At 61.0% G+C, this 23603-nt stretch carries 14 protein-coding genes and 2 pseudogenes; 12 read left to right on the top strand and 4 right to left on the bottom strand.

Annotated elements, in window-relative coordinates; translation table 11 throughout:
• The 3 genes and pseudogenes from M8744_RS04380 to M8744_RS04370 form a co-directional block, all read left to right on the top strand.
• Positions 1-85, top strand: a pseudogene (locus tag M8744_RS04380) (IS5/IS1182 family transposase); the annotation flags it as partial.
• Between the two features lie 159 nt (positions 86-244).
• Positions 245-1978 (top strand): DNA methyltransferase, encoded by a 1734-nt coding sequence (locus M8744_RS04375; RefSeq protein WP_251409959.1) that lies wholly within the window; start codon positions 245-247, stop codon positions 1976-1978.
• A 331-nt stretch (positions 1979-2309) separates the two neighbouring features.
• On the top strand, positions 2310-4331 hold the full coding sequence (locus M8744_RS04370; protein WP_251409957.1) for a 3'-5' exonuclease: 2022 nt from the start codon (positions 2310-2312) through the stop codon (positions 4329-4331).
• Positions 4332-4400: 69 nt separating this feature from the next.
• Here the strand turns inward: M8744_RS04370 and tnpC are convergent.
• The 3 genes and pseudogenes from tnpC to tnpA form a co-directional block, all read right to left on the bottom strand.
• Positions 4401-6078, bottom strand: a pseudogene (gene tnpC / locus M8744_RS04365) (IS66 family transposase).
• Between the two features lie 62 nt (positions 6079-6140).
• A complete protein-coding gene (gene tnpB / locus M8744_RS04360; RefSeq protein ID WP_251409954.1) occupies positions 6141-6488 on the bottom strand; it encodes an IS66 family insertion sequence element accessory protein TnpB in 348 nt (115 codons plus the stop codon).
• A complete protein-coding gene (gene tnpA / locus M8744_RS04355) occupies positions 6485-6838 on the bottom strand; it encodes an IS66-like element accessory protein TnpA (protein WP_251409951.1) in 354 nt (117 codons plus the stop codon). Before tnpA ends, tnpB begins: the two co-directional genes overlap by 4 nt.
• A 361-nt stretch (positions 6839-7199) precedes the next feature.
• Here tnpA and M8744_RS04350 point away from each other — a divergent pair, with 361 nt between their 5' ends.
• The 7 genes from M8744_RS04350 (at position 7200) to M8744_RS04320 (ending at position 18690) form a co-directional block, all read left to right on the top strand.
• Complete coding sequence (locus M8744_RS04350) at positions 7200-8747, top strand: DUF3987 domain-containing protein (protein WP_251409948.1); 1548 nt, start codon at positions 7200-7202, stop codon at positions 8745-8747.
• A gap of 388 nt (positions 8748-9135) precedes the next feature.
• Entirely contained in the window at positions 9136-11241 is a 2106-nt protein-coding gene (locus M8744_RS04345; protein ID WP_251409946.1) for a tyrosine-type recombinase/integrase, read from the top strand.
• A complete protein-coding gene (locus M8744_RS04340) occupies positions 11238-12608 on the top strand; it encodes a hypothetical protein (RefSeq protein ID WP_251409943.1) in 1371 nt (456 codons plus the stop codon). Before M8744_RS04345 ends, M8744_RS04340 begins: the two co-directional genes overlap by 4 nt.
• 343 nt (positions 12609-12951) lie before the next feature.
• Entirely contained in the window at positions 12952-13926 is a 975-nt protein-coding gene (locus M8744_RS04335; RefSeq protein WP_251409940.1) for a toll/interleukin-1 receptor domain-containing protein, read from the top strand.
• Positions 13927-14457: 531 nt separating this feature from the next.
• Positions 14458-17142: a UvrD-helicase domain-containing protein gene (locus tag M8744_RS04330; protein WP_251410050.1), complete on the top strand. Its 2685-nt coding sequence runs from the start codon at positions 14458-14460 to the stop codon at positions 17140-17142.
• 642 nt (positions 17143-17784) lie between these two features.
• Positions 17785-18183 (top strand): hypothetical protein, encoded by a 399-nt coding sequence (locus M8744_RS04325; RefSeq protein ID WP_251409937.1) that lies wholly within the window; start codon positions 17785-17787, stop codon positions 18181-18183.
• Positions 18184-18261: 78 nt separating this feature from the next.
• Positions 18262-18690 (top strand): hypothetical protein, encoded by a 429-nt coding sequence (locus tag M8744_RS04320; protein WP_251409934.1) that lies wholly within the window; start codon positions 18262-18264, stop codon positions 18688-18690.
• Between the two features lie 40 nt (positions 18691-18730).
• Here M8744_RS04320 and M8744_RS04315 read toward each other — a convergent pair whose 3' ends face one another.
• Positions 18731-21151 carry a site-specific integrase gene (locus M8744_RS04315; protein ID WP_251409930.1) on the bottom strand — a complete coding sequence of 807 codons (2421 nt, stop codon included), beginning with the start codon at positions 21149-21151 and terminating at the stop codon, positions 18731-18733.
• A gap of 526 nt (positions 21152-21677) precedes the next feature.
• Here M8744_RS04315 and M8744_RS04310 point away from each other — a divergent pair.
• Together M8744_RS04310 and M8744_RS04305 are read left to right on the top strand one after the other, a co-directional pair.
• Positions 21678-22982, top strand: a complete 1305-nt coding sequence (locus tag M8744_RS04310; protein WP_251409928.1) for a tyrosine-type recombinase/integrase — start codon at positions 21678-21680, stop codon at positions 22980-22982.
• Complete coding sequence (locus M8744_RS04305) at positions 22979-23590, top strand: Atg14 domain-containing protein (protein ID WP_251409925.1); 612 nt, start codon at positions 22979-22981, stop codon at positions 23588-23590. The genes M8744_RS04310 and M8744_RS04305 overlap by 4 nt, the downstream gene beginning before the upstream one ends.
• Positions 23591-23603 lie beyond the last annotated feature (13 nt).

Here is a 23603-nt window from a genome sequence, read left to right as displayed (position 1 = left end):
ACGTGTGGCGACCCGATACGACAGATGCCCAAAGGTCTTCCTCTCCGCCATCGCACTCGCGGCGCTCGTCATTTATTGGCTATGAGTCCTGAGCCTAGCCCAGAGTGTTTCGCTGTCGTCGCAGCACGAAAGTGCAACGCGATCCGGTAATTGGTCTCACACAGGAAATATATTCAAGCCTCCAAGAAACAGGCAATGGAGTGTTGGGGAGGATGGCTTAACCCGTCTGGAGAATGCTGGCAGAGTGTTCCCCGCCGGTGAGAACCTTCGATACTGTTACAAGCTTTCAGACAACCCCAGCATACCGCTTTCGAATCTTTGGACGGATGCTGGGTCCGGGAGTTTTACAGACGACCAGATTTATGTTGTCCAAACACTCACAAAAATCGTCCAACGCTGCCTCCTCATGACCACCGATCCCGGCGATCTGGTGCTCGATCCCACCTGCGGCTCCGGCACCACAGCCCATGTCGCCGAGCAATGGGGCCGCCGCTGGATCACCATCGACACCTCGCGCGTGGCCCTCGCCCTTGCCCGTGCCCGTATCATGGGCGCGAAATACCCCTGGTATCTCCTCAAGGATTCCCCCGAGGGGCAGAGGAAAGAGGCCGAGGTCACGCGATCCGCCCCGGCAACCCACGCCACCTATAACGACATCCGCCACGGCTTCGTCTACAGCCGCGTGCCCCACATCACGCTGAAAAGCATCGCCAACAACACCGAGATCGACACGATCTGGGAGCAGATGCAGCCCGCCGTCGAGGCGGCTCTCGCCGCCCTCAACGGCGCCCTCGCCGGGCACCCCGTGCCATACGAGGTGCAGACCGGCGGGCGCAAGGGGCAGGTCATCGACTTCACCGCCTCCGGCGAGGTCGAATTGCCAAGCGGAGAGATCGCCCCGGCAAACGGCTTCATGGAATGGGAAATCCCCCGCGAGGCCCCCGACGGCTGGCCCGAGGCGGCGCAAGAGGCGCTCGCGGCCTTCTGGAAAGCGCGCATCGCCCGGCAGCGCGAAATCGACGCCAGCATCGCCGCGAAGGCCGATCACGAATACCTCTACGACAAGCCCTACGAGGACAAGAAGCGCGTCCGCGTCGCCGGGCCCTTCACGGTCGAGAGCCTATCGCCCCACCGCACCCAGGCGGTCAATGAGCATGGCGAGATCATCGACGAAACCGACGCCGCCGCTGGCCGCCGCAAGGCTGGCGAGCAGGAGGCCGAGAACTACCTCACCGCGATCCTCGAAAACCTGTCCAAGGCCGGGGTGCAGCAGGCCGGGCGGGAGGATCGCATTGATTTCACGTCCATTTCCGCCTGGCCCGGCGAATGGCTCGCCGCCGAAGGGCGCTACATGGAGGGCGAGACCGAGCGCCGCGCCGGCATCCTGATCGGCCCCGAATACGGCACCCTCCAGCGCGCCGACCTCGTGGCCGCCGCACGCGAGGCGGCGGATGCCGGGTTCGACCTTGTGATCGCTTGCGCCTTCAACTTCGACGCCCACACCGCCGAGTTCCAGAAGCTGGGACGCATCACAGTCCTGCAGGCCCGGATGAACGCCGACCTGCACATGGCAGGCGACCTGAAGGCTGGTGGTGGCAACCTCTTCGTGGTCTTCGGCGAGCCCGACATCGAGATCGTCGAAGACGGCGACCGGCTGCGCGTGCGCCTCCTGGGCGTCGACATCTTCCGCCCCGCGACCGGCGAGGTGTCGTCCTCGGACCCCGAGGACATTGCCTGCTGGTTCATCGACACGGATTACGACGAGCAGAGCTTCTTTGTCCGCCACGCCTATTTCCCGGGGGCCGAGATCCCCTACAAGCAGCTGAAAACGACGCTGAAGGCCGAGATCGACGAGGAGGCCTGGGAGAGCCTGAAACGGACGGAGTCGCGCGCTTTTGCCCGGCCGAAATCCGGCCGGATCGCGGTGAAGGTGATCAACCACCTGGGGGACGAGGTGATGAAGGTGGTGGGGGTTTGACGATGGGAAAAGGTAGCTATCTCGGCGGATCGACGATTATTCGGACCCGCCCAAAGCTGTCCAGACGGAAGGGCCCTCAGAAAGGAGCCCTCGAAGCCTGGACCGAAGACGCTTCCGCAGTAGGATTAGAAGTGCCCGAAGGTCTCAGGCTGGCACCAATTCAGCGATTTGAATCGCAAAAACGTAAGAAGAAAAGGAAGAAGTCTGCTTCCAAAAAGACAATTGTGTCTTCGAAGAAGAGCACTCAGATAAAGCGTGCCACTCGCAAACCGAATGAGCCCTTGACGGAGTATGCCGAGCTCGTTGCAGCCCTTCGATCCAAATACTCGAAATGACCTTCCGCATCGCCGACACCTTCTCTGACGCGCTCACCAAGCTTTCTGGCCAAGAACAGAAGGCAGCCAAGACTGCCGCCTTCGACGCGCAGATGAACCCGGATAATCCGGGCCTCCAGATGCACCGGGTCGAACGGGCCAAGGACCCGCATTTCTGGACTGCGCGGGTGAACCGCGACGTTCGGCTTGTCTTGCACAAAAAGGACGGCGCCACGCTGCTTGCTTGGGTCGGCCACCATGATGACGCCTACCGCTGGGCTGAGCGACGTCGGATCGATGTTCACCCCCGGACCGGTGCGGCGCAGATCGTCGAGATCCGCGAGACCGTCGAGGATGTAATTATCCAGCGCTACGTCGAGGAAGCGGTGAAGAAACCCCGTCTCTTCGCCGACGAGGCCGACGATGCGCTGCTGTCCTGGGGCGTGCCTGAGGATTGGCTGGACACGGTGCGCGATGCCACCGAGGACACGCTGCTGGACATCGCCGGCCACCTTCCAGCGGAAGCCGGCGAGGCGCTGTTGCAGGCGGCCACGGGCGAGCGCCCCGCGCCTGCGCCGCAGGCCGAGGATCCCTACGAGCACCCCGATGCCGTGCGCCGCTTCCGCCTCACGACAACAGAAGCCGACCTTGCCGCTGCACTCGAGGCGCCATGGGAGAGATGGGCTGTCTGGCTGCACCCGGCCCAGAAGGAATTCGTGGACCGGGACTTCAACGGCCCGGCCCGAGTGATAGGTTCGGCCGGGACCGGCAAGACGGTCGTTGCCCTGCACCGGGCGGCCCGTCTGGCCCGCGAAGATGCCGAGGCGCGCATCTTGCTCACCACCTTCAACCGGCGGCTCGCCGATGGCCTTTCGGCGAAGCTTCCCATGCTGCTGCCGGACACGGCAGTTCGAGACCGTGTCACGACCCGCGCGTTGGGGCCTCTGGCGCACGATCTTTACGGCGAAGCCTTCAGCCCGGTCGAGGAGGCAACGTCCGATGATGTCGCCAAGGCACTGGCCGACGCCGCCGCGGCGGCAGATGTGAGCGTGGACCTTGGCTTCCTAAATGACGAATGGCGTCTCGTCGTGGACGCCTGGGCGGTGACCGACCGAGATGCATACCGAGATCTGCCGCGCCTGGGTCGGCTCACGCGCATGGCGGCGTCGCGCCGGGATGCGCTGTGGGACGTCTTCTCCGATGCGCGCGCCGCGCTGGAGACACGGGGCAAGCGAACACGCGCCCAGATGCTCCACGCTCTCGCGGTCCATTATCGTGAAGGCGCGCGGCGGCCGTTTACCCATGCGGTGGTGGACGAGGCACAAGACATTTCTGTTCCGGAACTGCATTTTCTGGCCGCCATTGCCGGAGACCGGTCGAACGGCCTCTTCTTCGCCGGTGACATCGGCCAGCGGATCTTCCGTGCGCCATTCCCGTGGAAGGCTGCCGGGGTGGACGTGCGGGGACGATCACGCAGCCTGAAGGTCAATTACCGGACGTCTCAACAGATTCGTAGCCAGTCCGACCGCCTGCTGCCCCCCAGCTTGACCGAGGCAGACGGCAACGAGGATAGGCGCACCGGCGTCGTGTCGCTTTTCGACGGACCGGCACCGGAAATCGCTGAATTCCCTGATGCCGATGCAGAGATCAAGGCTGTCGCCGGCTGGCTCGCCGACTTGGCTTCACAAGGTTTCGAGGCTTCAGAGATTGCACTCCTGGTTCGCAGCAAGGATGAGATCCCACGTGCCAGCGCGGTCAGAGACGCATTCCGATCGCTGACAGGAAGCGGCGCAGAACCAGAGATCCGTATAATGCACGACGCAAAGGGAGCCGAGTATCGTGCGGTCGCGGTAATGGCATGTGATGAAGATGCAATTCCCAAAGAAGAGCGCCTTCTCGAGGCTCGCGACGAGGCGATGATTGGGGAGATTATGGCAACAGAGCGTCATCTTCTCTACGTTGCTGCGACAAGGGCGAGGGAACGCTTATGGGTGTCGGGTGCTGGCCGGGTTTCAGAGTTCCTTGAAGACCTCGTTTAGCACGTAGGGCTTCGCGTCTATCCTTCGCTTCAATACGATATTTGGTAAGCGCCCCGTTGAGACCGCAGGTTATGCGGCTTGACTGTCCGTCACAGATACCAGTGGTGCCCAATGCCAAGGCAGCAGTTCATCCAGCCGGTTGATCTTGTGATCATGGATGCGGTCGAGGGTGTCAGCGAGATATGCCAGCGGGTCGAGGCCGTTAAGTTTAGCGGTCTCGATGATGGTCATGGCGCGGGACAGGGTTTCCGCACCGGTGTCGGCCCCTGCGAATAACCAATTCTTACGTCCTATTCCAATCGGGCGCAGGGCGCGCTCAGCGGGGTTATTGTCGATGGCCACACGCCCATCGGTCAGGAACAGGCTGAAGGCCTCCTGCCGACTGAGGCCATAGCGGAAGGCCTTGGCCAGATCGCTTTTGCCTGGAATGCGCAGGAGTTGCTGTTCGGACCAGGCAAAGAAGGCCTCGACTTGCGGGCGGCTCAACTTTTGCCGCGCCGCATGACGCACGTCATCGGGTTGACCGTTGATGTCGCGCTCGACATCGTAGAACTTGCCGATCCGGTCGAGCGCCTCGCGAGCGATCTCGGACTTGGTCGAGATCCAGAAGTCGTGGAAGTCTCGGCGCAGGTGCGCCCAACAGGCCGCTTCGCGCAAACGGGGTGTGCCGTCGGGAGCAGGCTCATAAAGCTTGCCGTAGCCTGTGTAGCCGTCCGCTTGGAGGATGCCGCGGGCGTTGGCCAGGTGGCTCAGGACATGCTCTTTCTTCCAGTCTGGCGCGAACCGATAAACAGCACCTGGCGGCGATGCCCCCGTCCAAGGGCGTTGATCGCGCACATAGGCCCAGATCCGCCCTTGTTTGACCCCTTTGCCAAGTCCCTTGTCGCGCAATGACCGGTCCAGCACCCGGATCGGCGTGTCATCTGCGTGCAACAGGTCGCTGGCCATGATGTCCGCCTCGATCCGCTCGATAAGCGGCTGTAGGGTTTTCATGGCGCGGCCACACCAGCCCACCAGCGTGCTTTCTGGGATGTCTGCCCCCATGCGTTCGAAGATCTCGTGCTGGCGATACAAAGGCAGGTGATCGTCGAACTTTGAGACCAGCACATGCGCCAGCAGGTTCGGGCCTGCCATGCTGCCCGGGATCGGGCGGCTGGGGGCCGGTTCCTGCACCATCCGCTCACAGCGGCGGCAGGATTTCTTGATGCGAGCGACTTGGATCACCTTCATCTGGGCAGCAATCATGTCCAGCAATTCGCTGACATCCTCACCTACCACGCGCAGGTCACCACCACAGTCAGGGCAGCAGGCACCAGGATCAAGCTCGCGGCGCTCGCGCGGCGTCGCATCCGAGACACGTGGCCGACGCCGCAACGTGGGTGCATCAGAAGTCTCCGGCGACGGTTCGCTCGGACCTTCGTCGATGGGGGCTTCATCGTCTTCAGCCACCGCGACCAATAGGTCTTCCAGCGCCAGTTCCAGCTGTTCGATCTCACGCTCAATCTTTTCCGAGGATTTGCCGAAGGCCAGTTTCTGGAGCTTGGCGATCCGCAGGCGTCACGCCAGAGGCGTGCGTTCAAGCTGCGCACCTTTGGTGCGACGCCTGAACCAGCTGATCATGAACCCGCAATGTCACCGACATCTTGGCGTTCTCTGCCTCGATCCGGGCATTTTCTGCCTGCAACGCCGCAATCATCGCTCTCAATTCGGCGGGATCATCGGGGAGGTTTTCGGCAGGTTTCGACATGCGCCTGACTACCAAAAATCAGCCTGAAGCACCATATAAATAACGCATATTTGGACGCAAAATTACCCCACGCGCACCGGTGGCGCTCCCCAATCTGGACGCCGCCAGTCGATCCCCTCCCAAAGCATCGCAAGCTGTGCCGAAGTCAGCCGTACCGACCCATCCGCCGCACTCGGCCAAGGGAAGCGCCCTCGTTCAAGAACCTTGTAGTAAAGGCAAAATCCCTGACCATCCCAATACAGCAACTTGATCCGGTCCCCGCGCCGTCCCCGGAACGCAAATACCGCACCACTGGCGGGCTTCTGATGCAGAACATCCTGGGCAAGCGCCGCCAATCCCGCGATCCCTTTGCGCATATCCGTGACACCACAGGCTAGATACACGCGAACTCCGGTGCCAGGGCCGATCATGCGGCCTCCACGGCGCGGATGAGTGCCGTCAGGGCGACCGGCTCCACTGCACTGTCAAAGTGCAAACTGCGCCCACCCCGCAGGCGCAATTCAACCGCAATCGCTGGAGGCGCCTCAGCAGCCGCCACTGGCATGTCCAACGGAAAGAAAAGGGCCCCGGCATCAGGCGACCACAGACCCTTCTTCTTCAGCTCATGCCGCCATTTGTAAATCTGCTGCCGGGTCACCTCGTGGCGTTGCGCCACCTGCGTCACTGTCGCCCCGCCAACCCCAACCGACAGGACCATCTCGAGCTTGTCCTCATCACGCCAAAGTCGCCGCCGCTCAATCCCCAGAATTTCGCCCCGCATCGCTGATCCCCCATAAGACACGTCGCAAGCGACGTCGCTAAACACGTGTCTTAGAGCAGGACGCCAAGGTCAGGCAGGCGGTGCCAATGGCGCGGTTACGATATTTGTTATGGTTGACTATGATCGTCATCGCGTTGACTGATGCTCACAAGCAATCCTGCGCCACGGTGGCGATGCTCTCGACCCTCATTGACAAGGTTTCAGCCGAAGGACGACCAACAACTTTGTCGGCTCTATGTCGGTTGTGCCAAGAGGTTTTTTATGTAGTTATGTTAGTGGTTTAGAAAATTCCTGTCGGTCATCGTTTCCGCGCGGAAATCGACGGAAGCACTTCGTGTCTGCATCACAGGCAGAAGAGACCATGACCACATCATCAAAGCAACACGACACCGCAGACCACGTTCTTCTTGGCGAATTGACCGTGAAGACCCCGCAGGGAACACGCCGCCTTACAAGGGCCGAATGCGAAGACGCGATCCAGCTTTTCGCCGTCAAGGCAAACGCGCAGACCTTCGATATCCGTAACCTGATCTCGCGCGGGAGCATCCTTGATCTTATAGCGCGACATTTTGAGGACACGGACATCTCCCACGCGTTGCCGATCATGCAGATCGTCATGATTGCCGCGTCGTATCTGACCCAGAATGGAGCGACGTTACGAATTCCTGGGGTAGGAGAAATCTGTCCGACACTCTGGCTGGTGGGGCTTGCCGGTTCGGGATCCTCAAAAACCTTTGCTTCAGAAGAGATTGATCGGATCATTTCGAGAGGAACCACCGACACGGTCACCAGACTTGCAACCGGATGCACGGATGCGCAATGGATCGTCGAGTTGCACGAAAACAACGGCGCGTTCTGGTTTCAGGATGAAGTCGGAAAGACATTCAATAAGATTCTGACACAGGGCAGCTACGTCCGGATCAAGGAATGGGTTCTGAACGCCTATTCATACAATGCCATTGCAAACCGGCTGAAGAGCGAGAAAAACAAGCTGGTCATCGAAAATCCGCATTTTACGTTTCACGGCCTCTCCGTCGATGAGACCTGGCATGATGATATCGATCTCACCAGCATGCTTGATGGCTTCTGTCAGAGGTTCAGTTACTATATCGCCAATCCCCGCCAGGACACCGACATGTTCGACCATTTTCTTTATTTCGAGGGAGAGGAGGTCGAGGAACGCCGCCACCGTCTGGCTGACACATGGGATGCGCTTTGCACGCAGAAGGAGGCCTGTGGCCAATATACCCTGAACGATGATGTTCTGCCCTATCTGAAAGCATGGTGGAGCAGCCTGAGGGAATCCTGGGGAAAGACGGCTCTGCCGAAATCTTTTATCAGGAGAATCGGGTTTTCAGTGCTGCGTTATCTCATGGTGCTGCATTTTCTCCTCGGGAAATCGCGCAGGCCGATAGACCTTGAAACCGCCGAACTTGCGACGCGTTTTGCAGAGTACCATTTTCTTTCCGCCCTCCATGTGGTCCAGCAATACGATCGCAAAAACACATCTCGCATCCAAATCATCGCGGCCGCCGTCCGTCGGCTGTCCGACGCAGGCAAACCCGTCACTGGCCGTGAAATCAGTCGCATGCTGAGCAAGAAGCAGCGCGATCAATTCGTGCGCGGAGAAATCGCTGAGATCCTGCAGATTATTCAGAAGATCGAGGAGACGCCTGGACTTTTCGAAGATCCCAGCAATGAAAGTCAGAACCGGTTCGAGATGCAGGGGACCCGGGAAAAAATCCAGGCGCGACTTCTTCTCAACGAGCGCAAGCGAAACGAGCGGCGCTTGCGTGAGCTCCGCCGCGGCGCCGCACAGGATCCATCACGCAGCGGCGATCATGGCTCTTTGCAGGATCAGGACGACAACGTGGTTCAGATCATTCTGCCGATGACCGGGACAAGTTGAACCAAGGCGCTTTTTTTGCGTGTGTCCGGCAAGCAAGACCGCCGCAGAACATTATCTGCGGCGGCTTTTTGGATCTTCCGGTCATGTCCCTATTTCCGGTCATGCCGAACAAGGAGAGCCCGGAAATGGCACGAAAAATCTTTACGACAGAGGATCTTGCAAAGCGGTTTCATTGCACGCCGCGGTGCATCACCGACTGGATACGGCATGGCTGCCCCACAGGAGAGGGGAGGGTGACGCTCCCCGCGCGCAAGCTCGGCAGACGGTGGTTTGCGACCGAAGAAGATGTCGTCCTCTTCGAGCATCGATCCCGGCCTTCTGATGATGGAAGGCCGGATCTCGAGCTCGATGACGAGTGACGGTCGCAGAACTGCCATCAGGAGTGACCATGACCGTTCAAGACGAATTGCAAGCCCATATTTCGGAGACAGGTGAGTCCAGGCGCTCGCTGTCCCTGAGAGCCGGTCTCAGTGCCAAGGCTGTCTCCGACATCCTCTGCATCGAGGGCCTGAAGCCGCGATACACGACGCTTGTCGCCCTTTCAGAGGCTACAGGCAGGGATCTCCTGCGTGCCGCAAGTGGTGGGAAGCCTTTGACCTTCGGAGAGCTGGTCGAGAAACTCGAAAAGTCTGAGAAAGAGACCCAGGCAAGCCGGATCCGCTGGATTATGCGCAAGGCCAACTGGTACGATAACAAAATTGTCTGCCGACACGATGTCATCGACTTCTTCGCGCGTCACAATCCAGTAAGCCTTGGCATCTCGAAGGGAAGCCGGTCGACATACAAGAGCGACATCCTTTCGGCAATTGACCGCCATGGCGTGAGAAATCGCCCTCATGGTGTGGCTGACATCGGCGGTATCTGGGCTGATGCATACAAAGCCGCAAAAGAAGCAGATATTCCTGAGGATTGCAGGCTGAAAGCTGGGCCGTTCTTCGTCTTTATCCATGATCGTGGGCTCAAACCTGAGCAGGTGACGAGCGCGACCCTGGCGGACTACTACGCTCACCGGCTCGAAACCGGTACGGTGACGGAAGCAAAGTGTCGCAAGCATGTTGCCAACGTCGTCACGCTTCTTCGCCATCTCGGAACCAATCCGTCCACCACGCATCTCGGGTTTGCTGCCGTGGCCTCGCCACTCTCCGACCGCCGTGATAAATTTGGCGTTGGCACAGAACAGTTGGCGGATCTCCTCCACGAGTTCGACACCCGAGTCGTCCCCTGGGCGGCGGGAGAGATCTCCCGCGATGGATTGACCTACAACGCCTTCCTCGAAGCTTTGGATCGAGAAGAGAGGCAGGACGCGGATCAGCTTTCCGAGATTAAGGCCAAGCTTCAAAAGAGCATTGCCGAAAAGTCAAAGTTGCCTGGGCAATCCTCCAAGGCGGAGCGCGTGGAGCGCCGGGAATCCAAGATGCGGGAATACGGGTTCCTGACCGCGGATGACCGCTGGTCCCGCGATACCATCGCGACCCGCCGCGGCTATGTCATCTCCTTGGCAAAGGCGCTGGCAGCGTCGCACGACATCGTCGTGCCCGACATTCGTACTCTCACGGATTACCAGGTCTTGCAGGCGGCGGCCGCAGCTCTCTTCGAAGCCAACGGGGGGCGAAAGGACACCGGCTATCTCGTTTCCTTGCTCAAAGCGATGAAGAAGATCGCCGTCGGCTATGCCGCCGCTTCCGAGCAGGACGTCGAGGACATCCGTGCGCTGATCCGGTTCTACGAAACGGGCCGCCGAGGGATTGCGCCTAAGAACAAGACGAAGCTGCGGGAATTCACCGAGCCGCGTATCCAGGCGACGATTGATCTGTCTGGCACCGTGATGACGGGGATCAACGCCGAGATTGACCGGCGGCGGAAGGCAAAGAGGAAGAAGACCGGGATCCTGCCGGATCGCCTCGACGCAATCGACCTTGAATTGGCCCGCGACATCGCGGCCGTGCTGGCCCATGACATCCTGCTCACGCGCGCGCCGCGCAGCTCGAATGTCATCGAGGCGCGGCTCGACTGGATTGCGTTCCAGGACGGCAAGGCGGTTCTTTCGATTCCTGCGCCAGAGGTGAAAGGGCGGAAAGCGGGCGATCCGGACTACGTCGTTCGGCTGGGCGAACGCGCCACCCGGCTTATGCGAAATTATATCGAGAAGATCCGTCCGAAGCTCGTCCACCCTGACGACAAGGAAAATCCACACCTGTTTCCGCGTCAGGAGGGCGGCATGTTCGAGATCAACGCTCCGTATCGCGGGATCCTGAAACGGGTCACACGCCTGCTGCATCAGCATGTCGGGGTGCAGATCCATCCGCATCTCTACCGGCACCTCATTGGATGGATCTGGTTGAAGGAAAGCATGGACAACCTGCCGCGTGTCCAGCGCCTTCTGGGCCACAAGAGCCTGCAAACGACCGTCGAATACTATGCCGAGCTCGACGAGACACTCGTGATGGACGGGTGGCAGGCCTACCTCGAGATCGGGACGAAGACGGCCGCGTGAGCGGCCGTCCCGCGCTCAAGAAAATCATCGGAGAAAACATGTTGAACGACCATCTTGCACTGCTGCGCAAGCTTCGCGGAGCATCTCCCCTCGACCCGGTTCCCTCACGGGAGGCGTTGGCCGGCCATCTGGCGGCGCGTATGGATCAGGTCGGCGACACGGCCTTTGCGGAGTTCGCCTATCTTCAACGGGTAGCCGCCAAGGTCTGGGGCGCCGAAAAGACCGCGCATTTCGCACGCGTCCTGAGGGACGCAAAGGTTGCACCGAAGAAGCGCGACCGGTGCCCTTGGCAGATCGCGGAGCGCCTTGCCGGATCGCTGCCCGTCGAGTGGCGAGCGCCGCTGCTGGAACAGATCTCCATCTCGAGGACGGGGCAGGCGGTTCTCGGCAGGACGCTCTGGAGCGTCGAATACACGAAGTCGGTTCTGGCTGCGCTCGGGCGCTGGACCGCATACTGCGCGTCCCAAAGGCAGGACAGTCTCCCGACGGCCGCCTCGCTCCACACCTACGCCCTGAACCTCGTGCAGCCGAGTTCCGATGTACCGCCGACGACAACGGGGACGGCCGCGAACTACCTCCAGCGCATCATGACAGGTCTTGCGGTCGCCACAGGCGGGCGATTTCGATCCGATGCCTGCGATTTTGTTGTTGCGGACTGGCGCGAGCGGGGAAGAGCGGAGGGGGCCTCCACGAAGACTGGCAGCCAGCTGGTCGGTGCCAGCGCGCTCTACGCGTTCGGGTTTTCCTTGATGGCCGAGGCGCACGCGCGGCCCATGCGCGGCGTGGAAGCCGCCAAGATCTTCCGGAATGGGCTCATCCTTGCGCTCGGCTCCGCCCTCCCGGAACGGGCCCGCGCGCTGACTTGGCTCGAATTCGACCGGACGCTGACCTTGATCGACCGGACGCACATCCATGTGGAGCTGCCAGGGAAAGCCCTGAAATATCCGGAAGCGCGCAAGGTGCAGGAAGGCTATGACGTGATTTTCCAGAACAAGGGTCTCGCGGAGGCATTGCACGCCTATCGCAGGGACTTCCGACCTATCTTCGACGACGGTCTTCATCTCTTTGCCTCGGTCCATGGCAAGCCAGAATCCATCCAGGCCAGCCAGCTGGGGGTGTTGACCGGCAATTTGACAGAGCGTGAATTCGGGGTTCGGATTCCGATTCACCGGCTCCGAGACAACGTCGCGACCGAAGCATCGGAAAACATGATCGGTGGAGCATATGCCGCGAAGACACTTCTGCGCCATGTGGATGAGAGTATCACGCGGCGGCATTATGATCATTCGGAAGGGCTGAAGGCTGCTGCGGACTTCGAAGATTTCATCGAGACACGTCGCACCGTCCACGCGGAACTGATCCGCTGATCGTGTTCTGCCCACTTCCGCCCCTTGCCGTGTTTTCGCCTGTTTCCGTCGCCTGTTGAGAACGGGGCACCATCATCCGCACGGGATGGAATGGTCCCTTTTTCAACAATTTCCGCGGGCTGCTTCAATTTCTTTCAACCGCTGTCAAAATTGCTTCTGAGCATCAATTGAGCAATCTGTAGGTGTCCATCCGTGCGGGAAACCTTTCTACAATCCGCGTCGACGTCACTCAGCCCTGGGTTGGAAAAGCCTATTGGCCTTCGAGGTCCAGGCCGCATAAATGATAATCTGGAGCGGCACTAAAGCGTGACAGATCCAACCCGCCAGAAAAGGAGCACATGAAATGGGCGCCCGCGTCTTCATCTCTTACAGCCACGCCGACGAGGGCCTTCGGGACGAGCTCGAAGTCCACCTTGCGATGCTCAAGCGGCAGGGCCTCGTGGATGTCTGGCACGACAGGCGCCTGCTCGCCGGGGACCACCTGGATTGGACGATCTCGAAAGAACTCGATGAGTCAGATGTCATTCTGCTTCTTGTCAGCCCGAACTTTCTGGCCTCGGACTACTGCTATAAGATCGAGAAGGGCCGTGCCTTGGAGCGGCACCACGAAGGAACGGCACGGCTGATCTCCGTCATCCTCCGGCCTTGCGACTGGACGAATACCGATCTGGCGCAGTTCCTGGTCACACCCACGGATGGAAAGCCGCTTACCCAATGGCCGGACCGTGATGAGGCCTTTTTGGATGTCACGCGACAAATCCGCCGCGCGATTGAGGCACTGGAAGTCGCAGGAGAACCCAACGTCGTCCACAACTTCATCGAGGCCGCAGAAACCGAGATTGTCGAAGAGGCCCCGGAACCTCCGGCAATGCCCAGATCATCGAATCTCCGCCTCAAGAAGGAATTCTCGCAAGCTGACCGCGACACCTTCTTGTTTGAGACATTCAATTTTCTGGCGAAGTTCTTCAAGGGTTCTCTGGAGGAGCTCCAAGCCCGAAACGAGGGCATAGAAACTCGCTTTCGCAGGGTCAATGGCGACTGTTTCACCGCCACGATCTACCGCCATGGCGCCAAGGTAGCCGGGGGGACTGTCCGGGTCGGCAGCATAACCGGTACTGAAATCACATGGCTGGCCGAGGACAACCCATCATCAGGTTCTTACAATGAGAGCCTGTCTGTCGGAAACGACGATCAGAAGCTCTTCCTTTCGCCCATGGGGATGCCGTTCGGCGGCCCCGCTCGGGATGCGAGCCTTACCCAGGAAGGCGCCGCAGAGTATCTCTGGGAGCTTCTGATCAGTCCGCTACAGGGGTCGTAAAGGAGGGTCGTCTGTAGTCTACGACCCACGTTGGCCGCATTACCACTCCCGGTATAGATGAGAACGGGTATCCCGTACTCATCAAATACAAGCGCACGCATACCGAAAAAGTCATCAACAGAGGCCTGTTCGACCTGGCTGGTTCATGGGCCACCGGGGAGACTTCGAGCTTCTTGTGCGTGACGCTGTACCCATCGTCGGTCATGAATGGACACCATAGGAACCCAACCGCGCCTGAAATTGCGCCGGCAAGGTTCCCAGCTGTCTGATATCTGCTATACCTCGGGAAAGACTGGCAATTCGGTGCACATGAATCTCGCCTCAAAATCCTTCTTGGGGTTTCTCGTTGACCCTCTCGGCCGACATCCAAGGTCCCTGACCCTGCAAGAAGGGGGGATTGCGGCGCGCGGGGCGGGTTCGCCTTGGATAGGACTTGAAGCTATCGCGACGCGTCCATCTGTGAGGAAGGGCGTTCTCTCGTCTTCTCTGTGCCTCGATCTCGAGGGCGATCGAAACCTGTCATTGCCAGCGGTGAACGCGTCTGCGGCCAGAATCTTCGCAGACGCGGCTACGACCGCCTGGACGGAATTCAATCGGGCCGAGCTGGAAAAGGAGGAGGCCGCGGTCCGGCGCATCTTGCAAGCGCTCGATGCGCTCATGGTGCCGGATGCTTACCCCGCCGCATGCCACGTGGCCCCGCTGGCGCACGACGCTGTCTCTCTGAATAGCCGGGTGCTGTCCAAGCTTAACCCGGAGGCCGTCGGCGACAAGGTGATGTCACGAATTGCGCCGATCACGGCGTTTGCATCCGATCCGAATGCCGCCCGTGACGCGTCAATCGAGGCATTCGTGGAAGCTCAGCTGCTTCGATGGAAGGATTTCTTCGACACGGTCGAGTCCATGCCACTGACGCAGGAACAGCGGCTGTCGGTCGTCGTCGACGAAGACGCGACGCTGGTTCTGGCCGGGGCGGGATCGGGCAAGACCAGCGTGATCACCGCCAAGGCCGCCTACCTCGTGAAAGCGGGGATCAGAAAACCGAGCGAGCTCCTCCTGCTGGCCTTCGCGAAAGATGCCGCAACCGAGATGTCCGAGCGGATCGAGGCCAGGTGCGGAGTCCCCGTGACGGCACGCACCTTTCACGCGCTGGCCTACGAGATCATCGGGGAAGTTGAGGGAGAGAAGCCGCCCTTGGCGCCGACCGCGACAGACGACAAAGCATTCTTGTCGCTCATGAAGCAGATCCTGCGGCACGTCGTGGCGACTGCCAGTGACATCGCGCAGACGGTGATTGGCTGGTTCGCCGGTTTCTTCGACGACTTCCCATTAGAGTGGGACTTCAAGACGAAGCATGAATGGTACGCGCAGATCGAAAGCCGCAACCTGCGGACGCTGCAAGGCGAGACGGTGAACAGCTTCGAAGAACTGCTGATCGCCAACTGGCTGTTCCGGAACGGCATCGCCTACGAATATGAGCCGAGCTACGAGCACAAGCTCCAGAAGACCGGGCGCCGCGTCTACACGCCCGATTTCCGGCTGACAGAGAGCGGCGTCTACATCGAGCATTTCGGCGTGCGCAAGAAACGCGGCAGGGACGGCAAGGAGGAGCTGACGACGGCCCCTTACGTCGATCGTGAGGAATACCTCGAGAGCATGGACTGGAAACGGCAGGTCCATGCCGAGCACGGGACGGTGCTGGTCGAAACCTACAGCTGGGAGCGTGAAGAGGGCCGGCTGCTCGACGCACTTGCCGAGAAACTCGAGCCACACGTCACGCTGCGGCCGATCCCCGATATCGAGATCTACGATCGCGTCGCCGAGGTCGGGGTGGTGGACAGATTCACCTCGCTGATGGGCACCTTCCTGCGTCACTTCAAGAACGGCGGCTACCGGGTCGAGGACTGCTCCGACAAGGCGCAAACGCTGAAGATGGGCAAACGGGCAGAGGCGTTCATGACGATCTTCGGGGCCGTCTTCCGAGAGTACCAGTCCCGCCTGGGCGACCGGATCGACTTCGAGGACATGGTGAATCGCGCCACGTCTCTCGTCGAAAGTGGACGCTACCAGAGCCCGTTCCGGCATATCCTCGTGGATGAGTTCCAGGACATATCCACCGGACGGGCGAAGCTGATCCAGGCCCTCAAACGCCAACATTCCGACGCCAAGGTGTTTGCCGTAGGCGACGACTGGCAGTCGATCTACCGCTTCGCCGGGTCGGACATCCATATCATGCGCAACTTCGGCGCGGAGTTCGGCGGCACCTATGCAGGAGCCACCGGCGTTCATCGGATCGTTGATCTCGGTCGGACTTTCCGTTCGGTGGACAAAATCGCTCTGGCTGCCCGTCGCTTTGTTCTCCGCAACCCGGCACAGATCACCAAGACGGTAATACCGGCGGGCGAGGCGGACGAGCCTTCGATCAGGATCGCCTGGACGCGCCGCGACACCGGTGAGACGGTTTTGAACGACGCCGTGACTGCTATTGCCGCCACAGAAGGCAAGGGGGGCGGGAAACCGTCAATCCTGATCCTGGGTCGATATCGGTTCCTGAGGCCCGATGTCGGGCGGCTTCAGCGTCAGAACTCCGGGGCGACGATCACCTTCAAGACCATCCATGCCTCGAAAGGCCTCGAGGCTGATCACGTCATCATCCTCGGTGCCGACAACGCCAAGATGGGCTTCCCCTCGATGATCGTCGACGACCCCCTGCTCAGCATGGTATCGCCCGAGGCGGAACCATATCCGAATGCCGAAGAACGGCGCGTCATGTATGTGGCCGTGACCCGGGCCCGGCGGACCGTGACCATACTTGCATCCGAAGCGCGCCCCTCCGTCTTCGTCGAGGAGCTGATAAAAGAGCCCGAATTCGGCGTGGCCGTGCCCTTGGAGGCTCAGAAGCACACGCACACCTGTCCGGGTTGCGGCGGGCGTTTGCTCCACATGGCTGGAAAGGACGGTCGCGACTGGTATCGCTGTGAGCATGTGAAGCTGTGCGGCAGTCGCATGCCGGCTTGTCCGGCCTGTGGCGTCGGCCTTCCGGTCCGTTCCCGCACCAGTGGAGATCTGGTTTGCGGAGATTGCGGCGACGCCCAGCGGGCCTGTCCCAGGTGCGAAGCAGGATGGCTCGTCGAGCGCCGCGGCCGCTACGGCGCATTCCTCAGCTGTGTCCGCTTCCCAGACTGTGATGGCAAAGCCAAGCTGCAGAAAAGCGCATGACATAATTCAATCGCGCGACCCAGCCGCCATTGGTACGACCTGCGATGAACGCCCGCGGGCAGCACATTCCGTGCATTTATAAGCGCCACGACGAATGGTAGGTCCCCGCGCTGCTTTCTTCCGATGGTCGTGGCGGTCGCTGCAAAACTGAGTGCTCTCGGCGGAACAGGCAAAAATGTCCACCAAGCCGACCTATGGTGCAAGCGGCTCTCAAATATATCTTCGGGTTGCGTGTTTTGACAGGTCGTCATGCCTGCAATCAGTTCCGCCGCGAACTGCATCACGAATTGGAAAGGGCTGTTGGCCTGGCCGATGGTCCTTTTCGCACTGTGAGATAGCGAGCGGTATCACGATCTGCAACCAAGCGGTTGAGACGTCCGGATCTGCATTCGCTCGGTTCTTTGGAGTGGTGCTGATTAACAACGATAGCCGATTCATGAATCCTGCTGCCACAGGGTGTGGTCCGCGCGCTCTTCTTCGTGAGCGCGCGCGGACCACACGTCGCGGCGCTTGCCCGGACTGCCGGCGGATTTCCAATCCTGTTGCTGTCACGACAGCCGGTGGTCCCCTATCCCCGCCAACACATGAAAGGAGGCCATGGCGGGCTGACACTGCCACGAAGGGCAGGTCGATAGGAGACACATGATCGACACCCACTCAGACACAACAGGAGCCCGCACACGTGAGCAGGAGTTCCTGTCAGATCTGCGCGACTTCCTCGAGGAACACGGGGTCGCGCTCGAAAACGCCGCCGGCTTTCTGGGCGGGCCGAGATGGGCACGACGCGTGATGCAGCTTCGCTATGACATGTCCATCGGCGCATTGTCGCCGCGTGCCTGTCATCGCGAGATTACAGCGGTCCTCGTGCTTCTGCATGCTCACGTTGCGTGTGTCACGGAGCTTTGCGCGTCGCGCCGATGCCTGCACACGGATGGGTCGGATCCTCACGCAGAGGACATTCGGCAGCTTAACAACCGTCTGCAGTCCCTCGTCGGATCGGTCTCTTGCGCCGACAACTCACTGTTCCGCAACCCGGCATGATCGATGCCCCCGGCTCCCGCTTTAAAGCCAGGTCTGACGGCCGGGCATTCCGCCCGGCCATACTTGAAGGAACCGATCATGAATACACAGGACACGACTCTCGAAGACCTTCTCACCGAGGCCACAAGCCGGGCGCGACGGCTTTGCGCGGCCGCCCTTGGCATCGATTGCGGCAGTACCGCGCAAGAGGCCGCAACGGCGACGCGCATCCTTCAGGCGCTGCAGACTGGCAACATTCTGCGCGACGACCTCAATGGCGGCCTGCAGACGCTCCAGGCGCAACTCGAGGCGGCAATCCTGTCGGAGACCGTCGGGTATCGCCGCTGCTTCGAGGGTCACCACGATCCCGAAGCCGGGGATGTGGGCATTGTCCGCGAAATCCCGGTCCTGAGCGACCGTGGAGTTGTCCTGCACGAGGTGATCTCACTCCTCGAGGCGTTGCTTGCCGTGCGCGAGGAAGCACGTGATCGTCTCCGGGCCGAGCAAACCTTGCGCAGGCTCCTTTGAAGGAGGAACCGTGGGACGGCAGTTCTGCCGTCGCACGGCATCATCCCTCGCCGACGAGCCTAAGCCCATGCTCCTCGGCGCGTTTCCGCGTCTCGGAGGGGGCCGACGCGAACGGGCTCTTGATCATCGAGATGTCGATCTCGACATCGCAGATCCGTTCGTAGAGCACCTGGAGGCCAAGACCCTGGTCGTAGCTCCGGGCGCCCTCATCGCGCGCCTCGTGGCCCATGAGGCGGCACCGGATCTCGTCCGACTTGTCCCGGTTCATGAGATCGCCGTTGAAGGTGGTCCGGAAGGCGTGGAAATCGAGGCCGGGCCAGTAGCACTCGTTGGTCTGGCGGTAATAAGTGAAGGTCTTCGAGAAATTCTCGGAGAACTTGCCCTTGGTCTTGCCGCGCGTCATGTGCGGGAAGAGGCGGCTCTGGCCCTGCCGGCGGCGCATCTCGACCAGCTCGAGCAGCCCGAGCTCGAGCAGCTGCGGGTGGACAGGGATCCGGCGTTGGGACTCCTCGGTCTTGACGTGATTGGCATCGGTGCATTTCACGTCGATGAAGTGGATCCCGCGGTCGCTTCCGAAATCATCGGGCGACAACTGCGCCGCTTCCTCCTCGCGCAGCCCCATGAGCCGCGCAAGCAGCGGGAGCCAAAAGAGGGGTTCGCCGGGCTCCTCAATCTTGCCCTGGAAGACTGGCGAGGTGAACAGAGTGTAAATCCTGTCGTCCCAGACGGTCCGGGCCCGCTTCTCTTCGGAGGCCGCCATGCGCTTCTTGTCAACGTTCGAGACCGAGAGGATCTCGAACGGGTTCTTGTCCGCGAGTTGCAGCTCCATGCACATTGTGCCCACGGAGAGCAGGAACCGGCGATGCTTGATCTGCGTTTCCGCCCGCAGACGCTTTTGAAGTGCCTTACGCCGCGCATCTTCGCGATCTGCCTCGGTCACATCCGTGCGCGCCGCGAGCGCCTCAAGATTGATAATTGTATCGGATTCCTCTTCCGAGTCGATGCGTTCGACAAGCTCTTGGTAGCCGTTATCGGCGAGGTATTTCGCCTGGCCCTTGCCGTGCTTGGCGGGGATGCGCGGCAGAAGAGCCAAGGCGTCGCGGAGATCATTCTTTGCGATTTGCTCCACCGGGCCGGTGCCGAGGAACTCTGGCCAGAATGAGCGCGCGAATTTCGGCTTGCTGCCACTGTCGCGTTCCCAATTCCTTCCGGCTGCCGGGTCGGCCACCTGTTCCCTGGTGAAATCAGAGCCGTAGCCCGCGCATTTGAGTTCGCAGAAGAGGTCGATGGCCTCCTCCAGCGTGATCCCGCGGGGTTTCTCCAGGGCCTTCCGGCTTTTCTCGCTGAGAATCCGCAGGTCGATGTTCTCGAGGCGCGGCGGGCGCATTTCGACGCGGCGCGCGGTGTCCGCGTCGAGGCCGGTCCATCCGGCTGCCTCGTAGACCTGCGCGCCGTCCGGATCGGATGTCGGGACCGAGGTCGAGGCTTTCTGCATGTCGGACGTGGCAGCGGATCGCGTCGCCGCAACCGGGGTCGGCTGGAGCGGCATCGCGGGTGCGTCTGCCGCACAGTGATGATGCGCGGCGCTGGGGCTGCCGGACGTCGAACCATCGGTGCGGCGTGTGTGCGTATGTGTGGTGAATTCCATCGTTTTATCCTTTCCTGATGGGGTGAATGCAGATGCGGGTGCACAAGGCGCGCCCCGCGTGATCTCTGCGAGGGGCGCTGCAGCCGGTGCGGCTGCCGCGGAAGCCATCGCGCTCGTGACCGGGGCGGGGGCCGCCAGCGTCGAGGTCGTCTCGGCCGGGGCATGTGTGCCCTGCAGGCGCGTCGCGGTGGTGCGGGCCGAGATGAAGATGGGGCTTGGCGTCTCGAACTGTCCGAGTTCCTGGCGTTCGCGCTCCCGGCTCACATCGAGCAGGACCCGCGTGGCCTCGAAGGCCAGGACGCGCCAGTTGTCGCAGGACTCGTCGAGCGTGACACCGAGCTGCGCGGCCATGGCCCGCAGCGGGTCGCGTGCGATCTCGCAGTCGCCGGTGGCCAGTGCGCGGCGCAGGAGATCCTGTGTGGCCTGCTGGCTTGCGGCGGCCTGCCGGGCCGCCTGCTCCGACCGCGGCGCCGCGAGTGCGCGCGCGGCAGCGTGCGCCTCGACCTCGAACCGGGCCAGGTGTTCCAGCAGGCGGATCTCGGTGTCGCCCAGGTGCTGCATGTCCGTCTCCATCGCCAGGGCGAAGGTGAAATCGCAGAGCGCCGTCAGGCGGCTTGCGAGAGCCTTCGCGTCGGCGGGGACATGCGTTCGCAGAGAGACACACAGGCAGAATCCCGGACTGGTGTTGCGTGACGGGGATAAACTCCCGGCGTTTCGGGCGGTTGAGCGCAACAGACGCCCGGGGATGCGGCGCCGGTAGAGAAACCCGGGCTTGCGATGCTCGAGATAGGGGACATGTGCGATTCCGGTCATGGGCGGACGGCCTCCGATGCGATTGCAGGGCATCGTGGAGTCGGGCATGAACCGGGTCGTGCACGGGTCTGTGCACCGATTTGTGCACCATTTCGTGCACTAACCGGGCAGCAGAGGCGGAACCTGCGACTCCGCTTCTGGATTTCCCAATGAAATCAAGGGTGATTTTGGATATTGGCTCCGGCGGTAGGGATCGAACCTACGACCAATTGATTAACAGGCGATTTTTGACGACTGAATCAAGGCCCTGAAAAGGTGACAAATTTAGGAAATTCATCCCAGAAAGTATCATGTTTATAACGACATAACACGCAGACCAATTGACAGTTGACGACACAAGCTGCCATGCGCTACCTGTTCAAACAGTGACAAATCCGGTGACAAATGGTGACAAATCCGGTGACAAGCTTTTGACGGGCGACCAATTGCAAGGCCGAAGGTAGGGGAGGCCAAGGCGACCAACCCGACCCGAAAAACCGCCTGTTTCTGGATTTGTCACCGGATTTGTCACCTAAAGGGGGCTTAAATGGCAAAAATCACTGACGGAAACCGGGGCACGATTGCCAAGGCGGAACCGCCCGCCAAAGGGCAACGCCTGATCTTTGACGATCACCGGGACGCGCCGCGCGGCTTTGGCCTGCGCATCACCGCTGCCGGGGGCAAAGCCTTCATTCTGAAATACACCATCGACGGGCGCGAACGCCGCAAGACGATAGGCGACTGGCCGACATGGACCCTTGAAGCGGCAAGGGCCGAGGCGCGCGAACTGGCCCGCGACATTGCCCAAGGCAAAGACCCATTGGAAGCCAAGCGGCGCAGGCGCGAGGAACCGCTGCTGAAAGACCTTGCGGGGGAATGGCTGGACAAGCACGCATCCGGGCTGGCGAGCGAAAAGGCAATTCGCGGATACATTAACAACGATCTTGTGCCTGCCATTGGCAACATGAAGGTTTCCGACATACGCCGCCGCGACGTGATTGAGGTTGTCGAGGCCAAGGCCGAAAAGACGCCACGCGCCGCCGCTCAGGTATTGCTATACGCCCGCCGCCTGATGGATTACGCGACCGACCGCGATTATATTCCGGCGAACCCGCTGGCCGGGTTGAAACCGTCCAGTATCACCGTGAAGGGCAAGCGCGACCCGCTCAAAGCCAAGGTGCGGGGCCGCGTGCTGGATTATGACGAAATCCGCGCTTTCTGGACCAATGCCGAAACCTGCGATCTGCACCGGCTGACCGCCCTTGCCCTTAAACTGGTGCTGGTGACAGGGCAAAGGCCGGGCGAGGTTGCCGGGATGCGCGAGGATGAAATCTCGGGCCGCTGGTGGACCATTCCAGCCGACCGGCGCGGCAAGACTGATTCCGCGCATACCGTCTACCTGACCGATACCGCCTTGCAGATCATCACGGAGGCCAAGGCCGAGATTGACCGCTTGTCACGGCGTAGGGATGAACCTTGGCGCGGTTTCATATTCGAGGCCAGACCGGGCAGGGCGATCACAAACGCCGCCTTGTGCCGTGCGGTTGACCGCCAAAACGTCGCACTAGGCGCAAAGGTAGTGCAGCCTTGGGGGCGGTGGACCCCGCACGATCTGCGCCGCACGATGCGCACCGGGCTTTCCGCTTGTCGTGTGAGGCCGGACATTGCCGAAATGACTATCGGGCATGTGAAGGGCGGGATCATCGCCGTTTACGATCACCACAGTTTCGACGCCGAACGACAGGCCGCATGGGAGGCATGGGAGGCCCGCTTGTCGCGGATCGTGGCGGGGCAAGACCCGGACGCGGCGCAGGCCGACAACGTGGTGAAGCTGGAAGGGGCGAGGGCATGAAGGCCGGATGGGCAAGAGCACCGAGCGGATGGGCCGAACCCGTCAAGCTGACCGATGAACAGCGCGACATGATCCGTAACGAATTGTCAAACCGGCGGCTTGCGGTTTTCAAGGATCGAGACCGACAGGACGCTTTTCTAAAGCGGATCGAGGGGGCGCTGACCTACCTGAGCACGCGGAAGGACGCGCGCCCGGACCCGCACAGATCACAAGAGCGCATCGGGGCGCTACACAACGCGCTGATCGAGGCCGAGCGGGCGCTGAATTTGATGGAACAGCCCGAGCGCGCCGCAATCGAGCATGGGCGCAGCGGGCAGCTTGCCGCTTTCGCGCAGGACGTGAAGCAGGTGCGAGAACAAGCCGAGAGTGCGGCGGATGCTTTGAAAATGCCGCGCGGCGGGCACGATCCGCGACCGGGCGGACACGCGCGCTTTCTTGTGCATCATATGGCCGAAGGCTGGCACCGCATTTTCGAACGCAGGCCGAGCGCGAAAGAGGATGGCGCGTTTTTCGCCGTGGTCAACATTGCGCTGGGGCAGACCGACAAACCCGAGATAGGCAAGGACGCCCTGCGCACGATCCTAAAAGGGGCGGGTTTCAAGGGCTGATTTTCTGGAAATG

The organism is Lutimaribacter degradans (genome assembly GCF_023703375.1).
In the GTDB taxonomy this organism is placed as follows: domain Bacteria; phylum Pseudomonadota; class Alphaproteobacteria; order Rhodobacterales; family Rhodobacteraceae; genus Lutimaribacter; species Lutimaribacter degradans.
This window is presented reverse-complemented; position numbering and strand designations above follow the sequence as displayed.

What these genes read in the sequence shown, in the direction of transcription:
- M8744_RS04370 (WP_251409957.1), top strand. Translation starts at nt 2,310, where the DNA reads ATGACCTTCCGCATCGCCGACACCTTCTCTGACGCGCTCACCAAGCTT.
- tnpB (WP_251409954.1), bottom strand. Translation starts at nt 6,488, where the DNA reads ATGATCGGCCCTGGCACCGGAGTTCGCGTGTATCTAGCCTGTGGTGTC.
- tnpA (WP_251409951.1), bottom strand. Translation starts at nt 6,838, where the DNA reads ATGCGGGGCGAAATTCTGGGGATTGAGCGGCGGCGACTTTGGCGTGAT.
- M8744_RS04350 (WP_251409948.1), top strand. Translation starts at nt 7,200, where the DNA reads ATGACCACATCATCAAAGCAACACGACACCGCAGACCACGTTCTTCTT.
- M8744_RS04345 (WP_251409946.1), top strand. Translation starts at nt 9,136, where the DNA reads ATGACCGTTCAAGACGAATTGCAAGCCCATATTTCGGAGACAGGTGAG.
- M8744_RS04335 (WP_251409940.1), top strand. Translation starts at nt 12,952, where the DNA reads ATGGGCGCCCGCGTCTTCATCTCTTACAGCCACGCCGACGAGGGCCTT.
- M8744_RS04325 (WP_251409937.1), top strand. Translation starts at nt 17,785, where the DNA reads ATGATCGACACCCACTCAGACACAACAGGAGCCCGCACACGTGAGCAG.
- M8744_RS04320 (WP_251409934.1), top strand. Translation starts at nt 18,262, where the DNA reads ATGAATACACAGGACACGACTCTCGAAGACCTTCTCACCGAGGCCACA.
- M8744_RS04315 (WP_251409930.1), bottom strand. Translation starts at nt 21,151, where the DNA reads ATGACCGGAATCGCACATGTCCCCTATCTCGAGCATCGCAAGCCCGGG.
- M8744_RS04310 (WP_251409928.1), top strand. Translation starts at nt 21,678, where the DNA reads ATGGCAAAAATCACTGACGGAAACCGGGGCACGATTGCCAAGGCGGAA.
- M8744_RS04305 (WP_251409925.1), top strand. Translation starts at nt 22,979, where the DNA reads ATGAAGGCCGGATGGGCAAGAGCACCGAGCGGATGGGCCGAACCCGTC.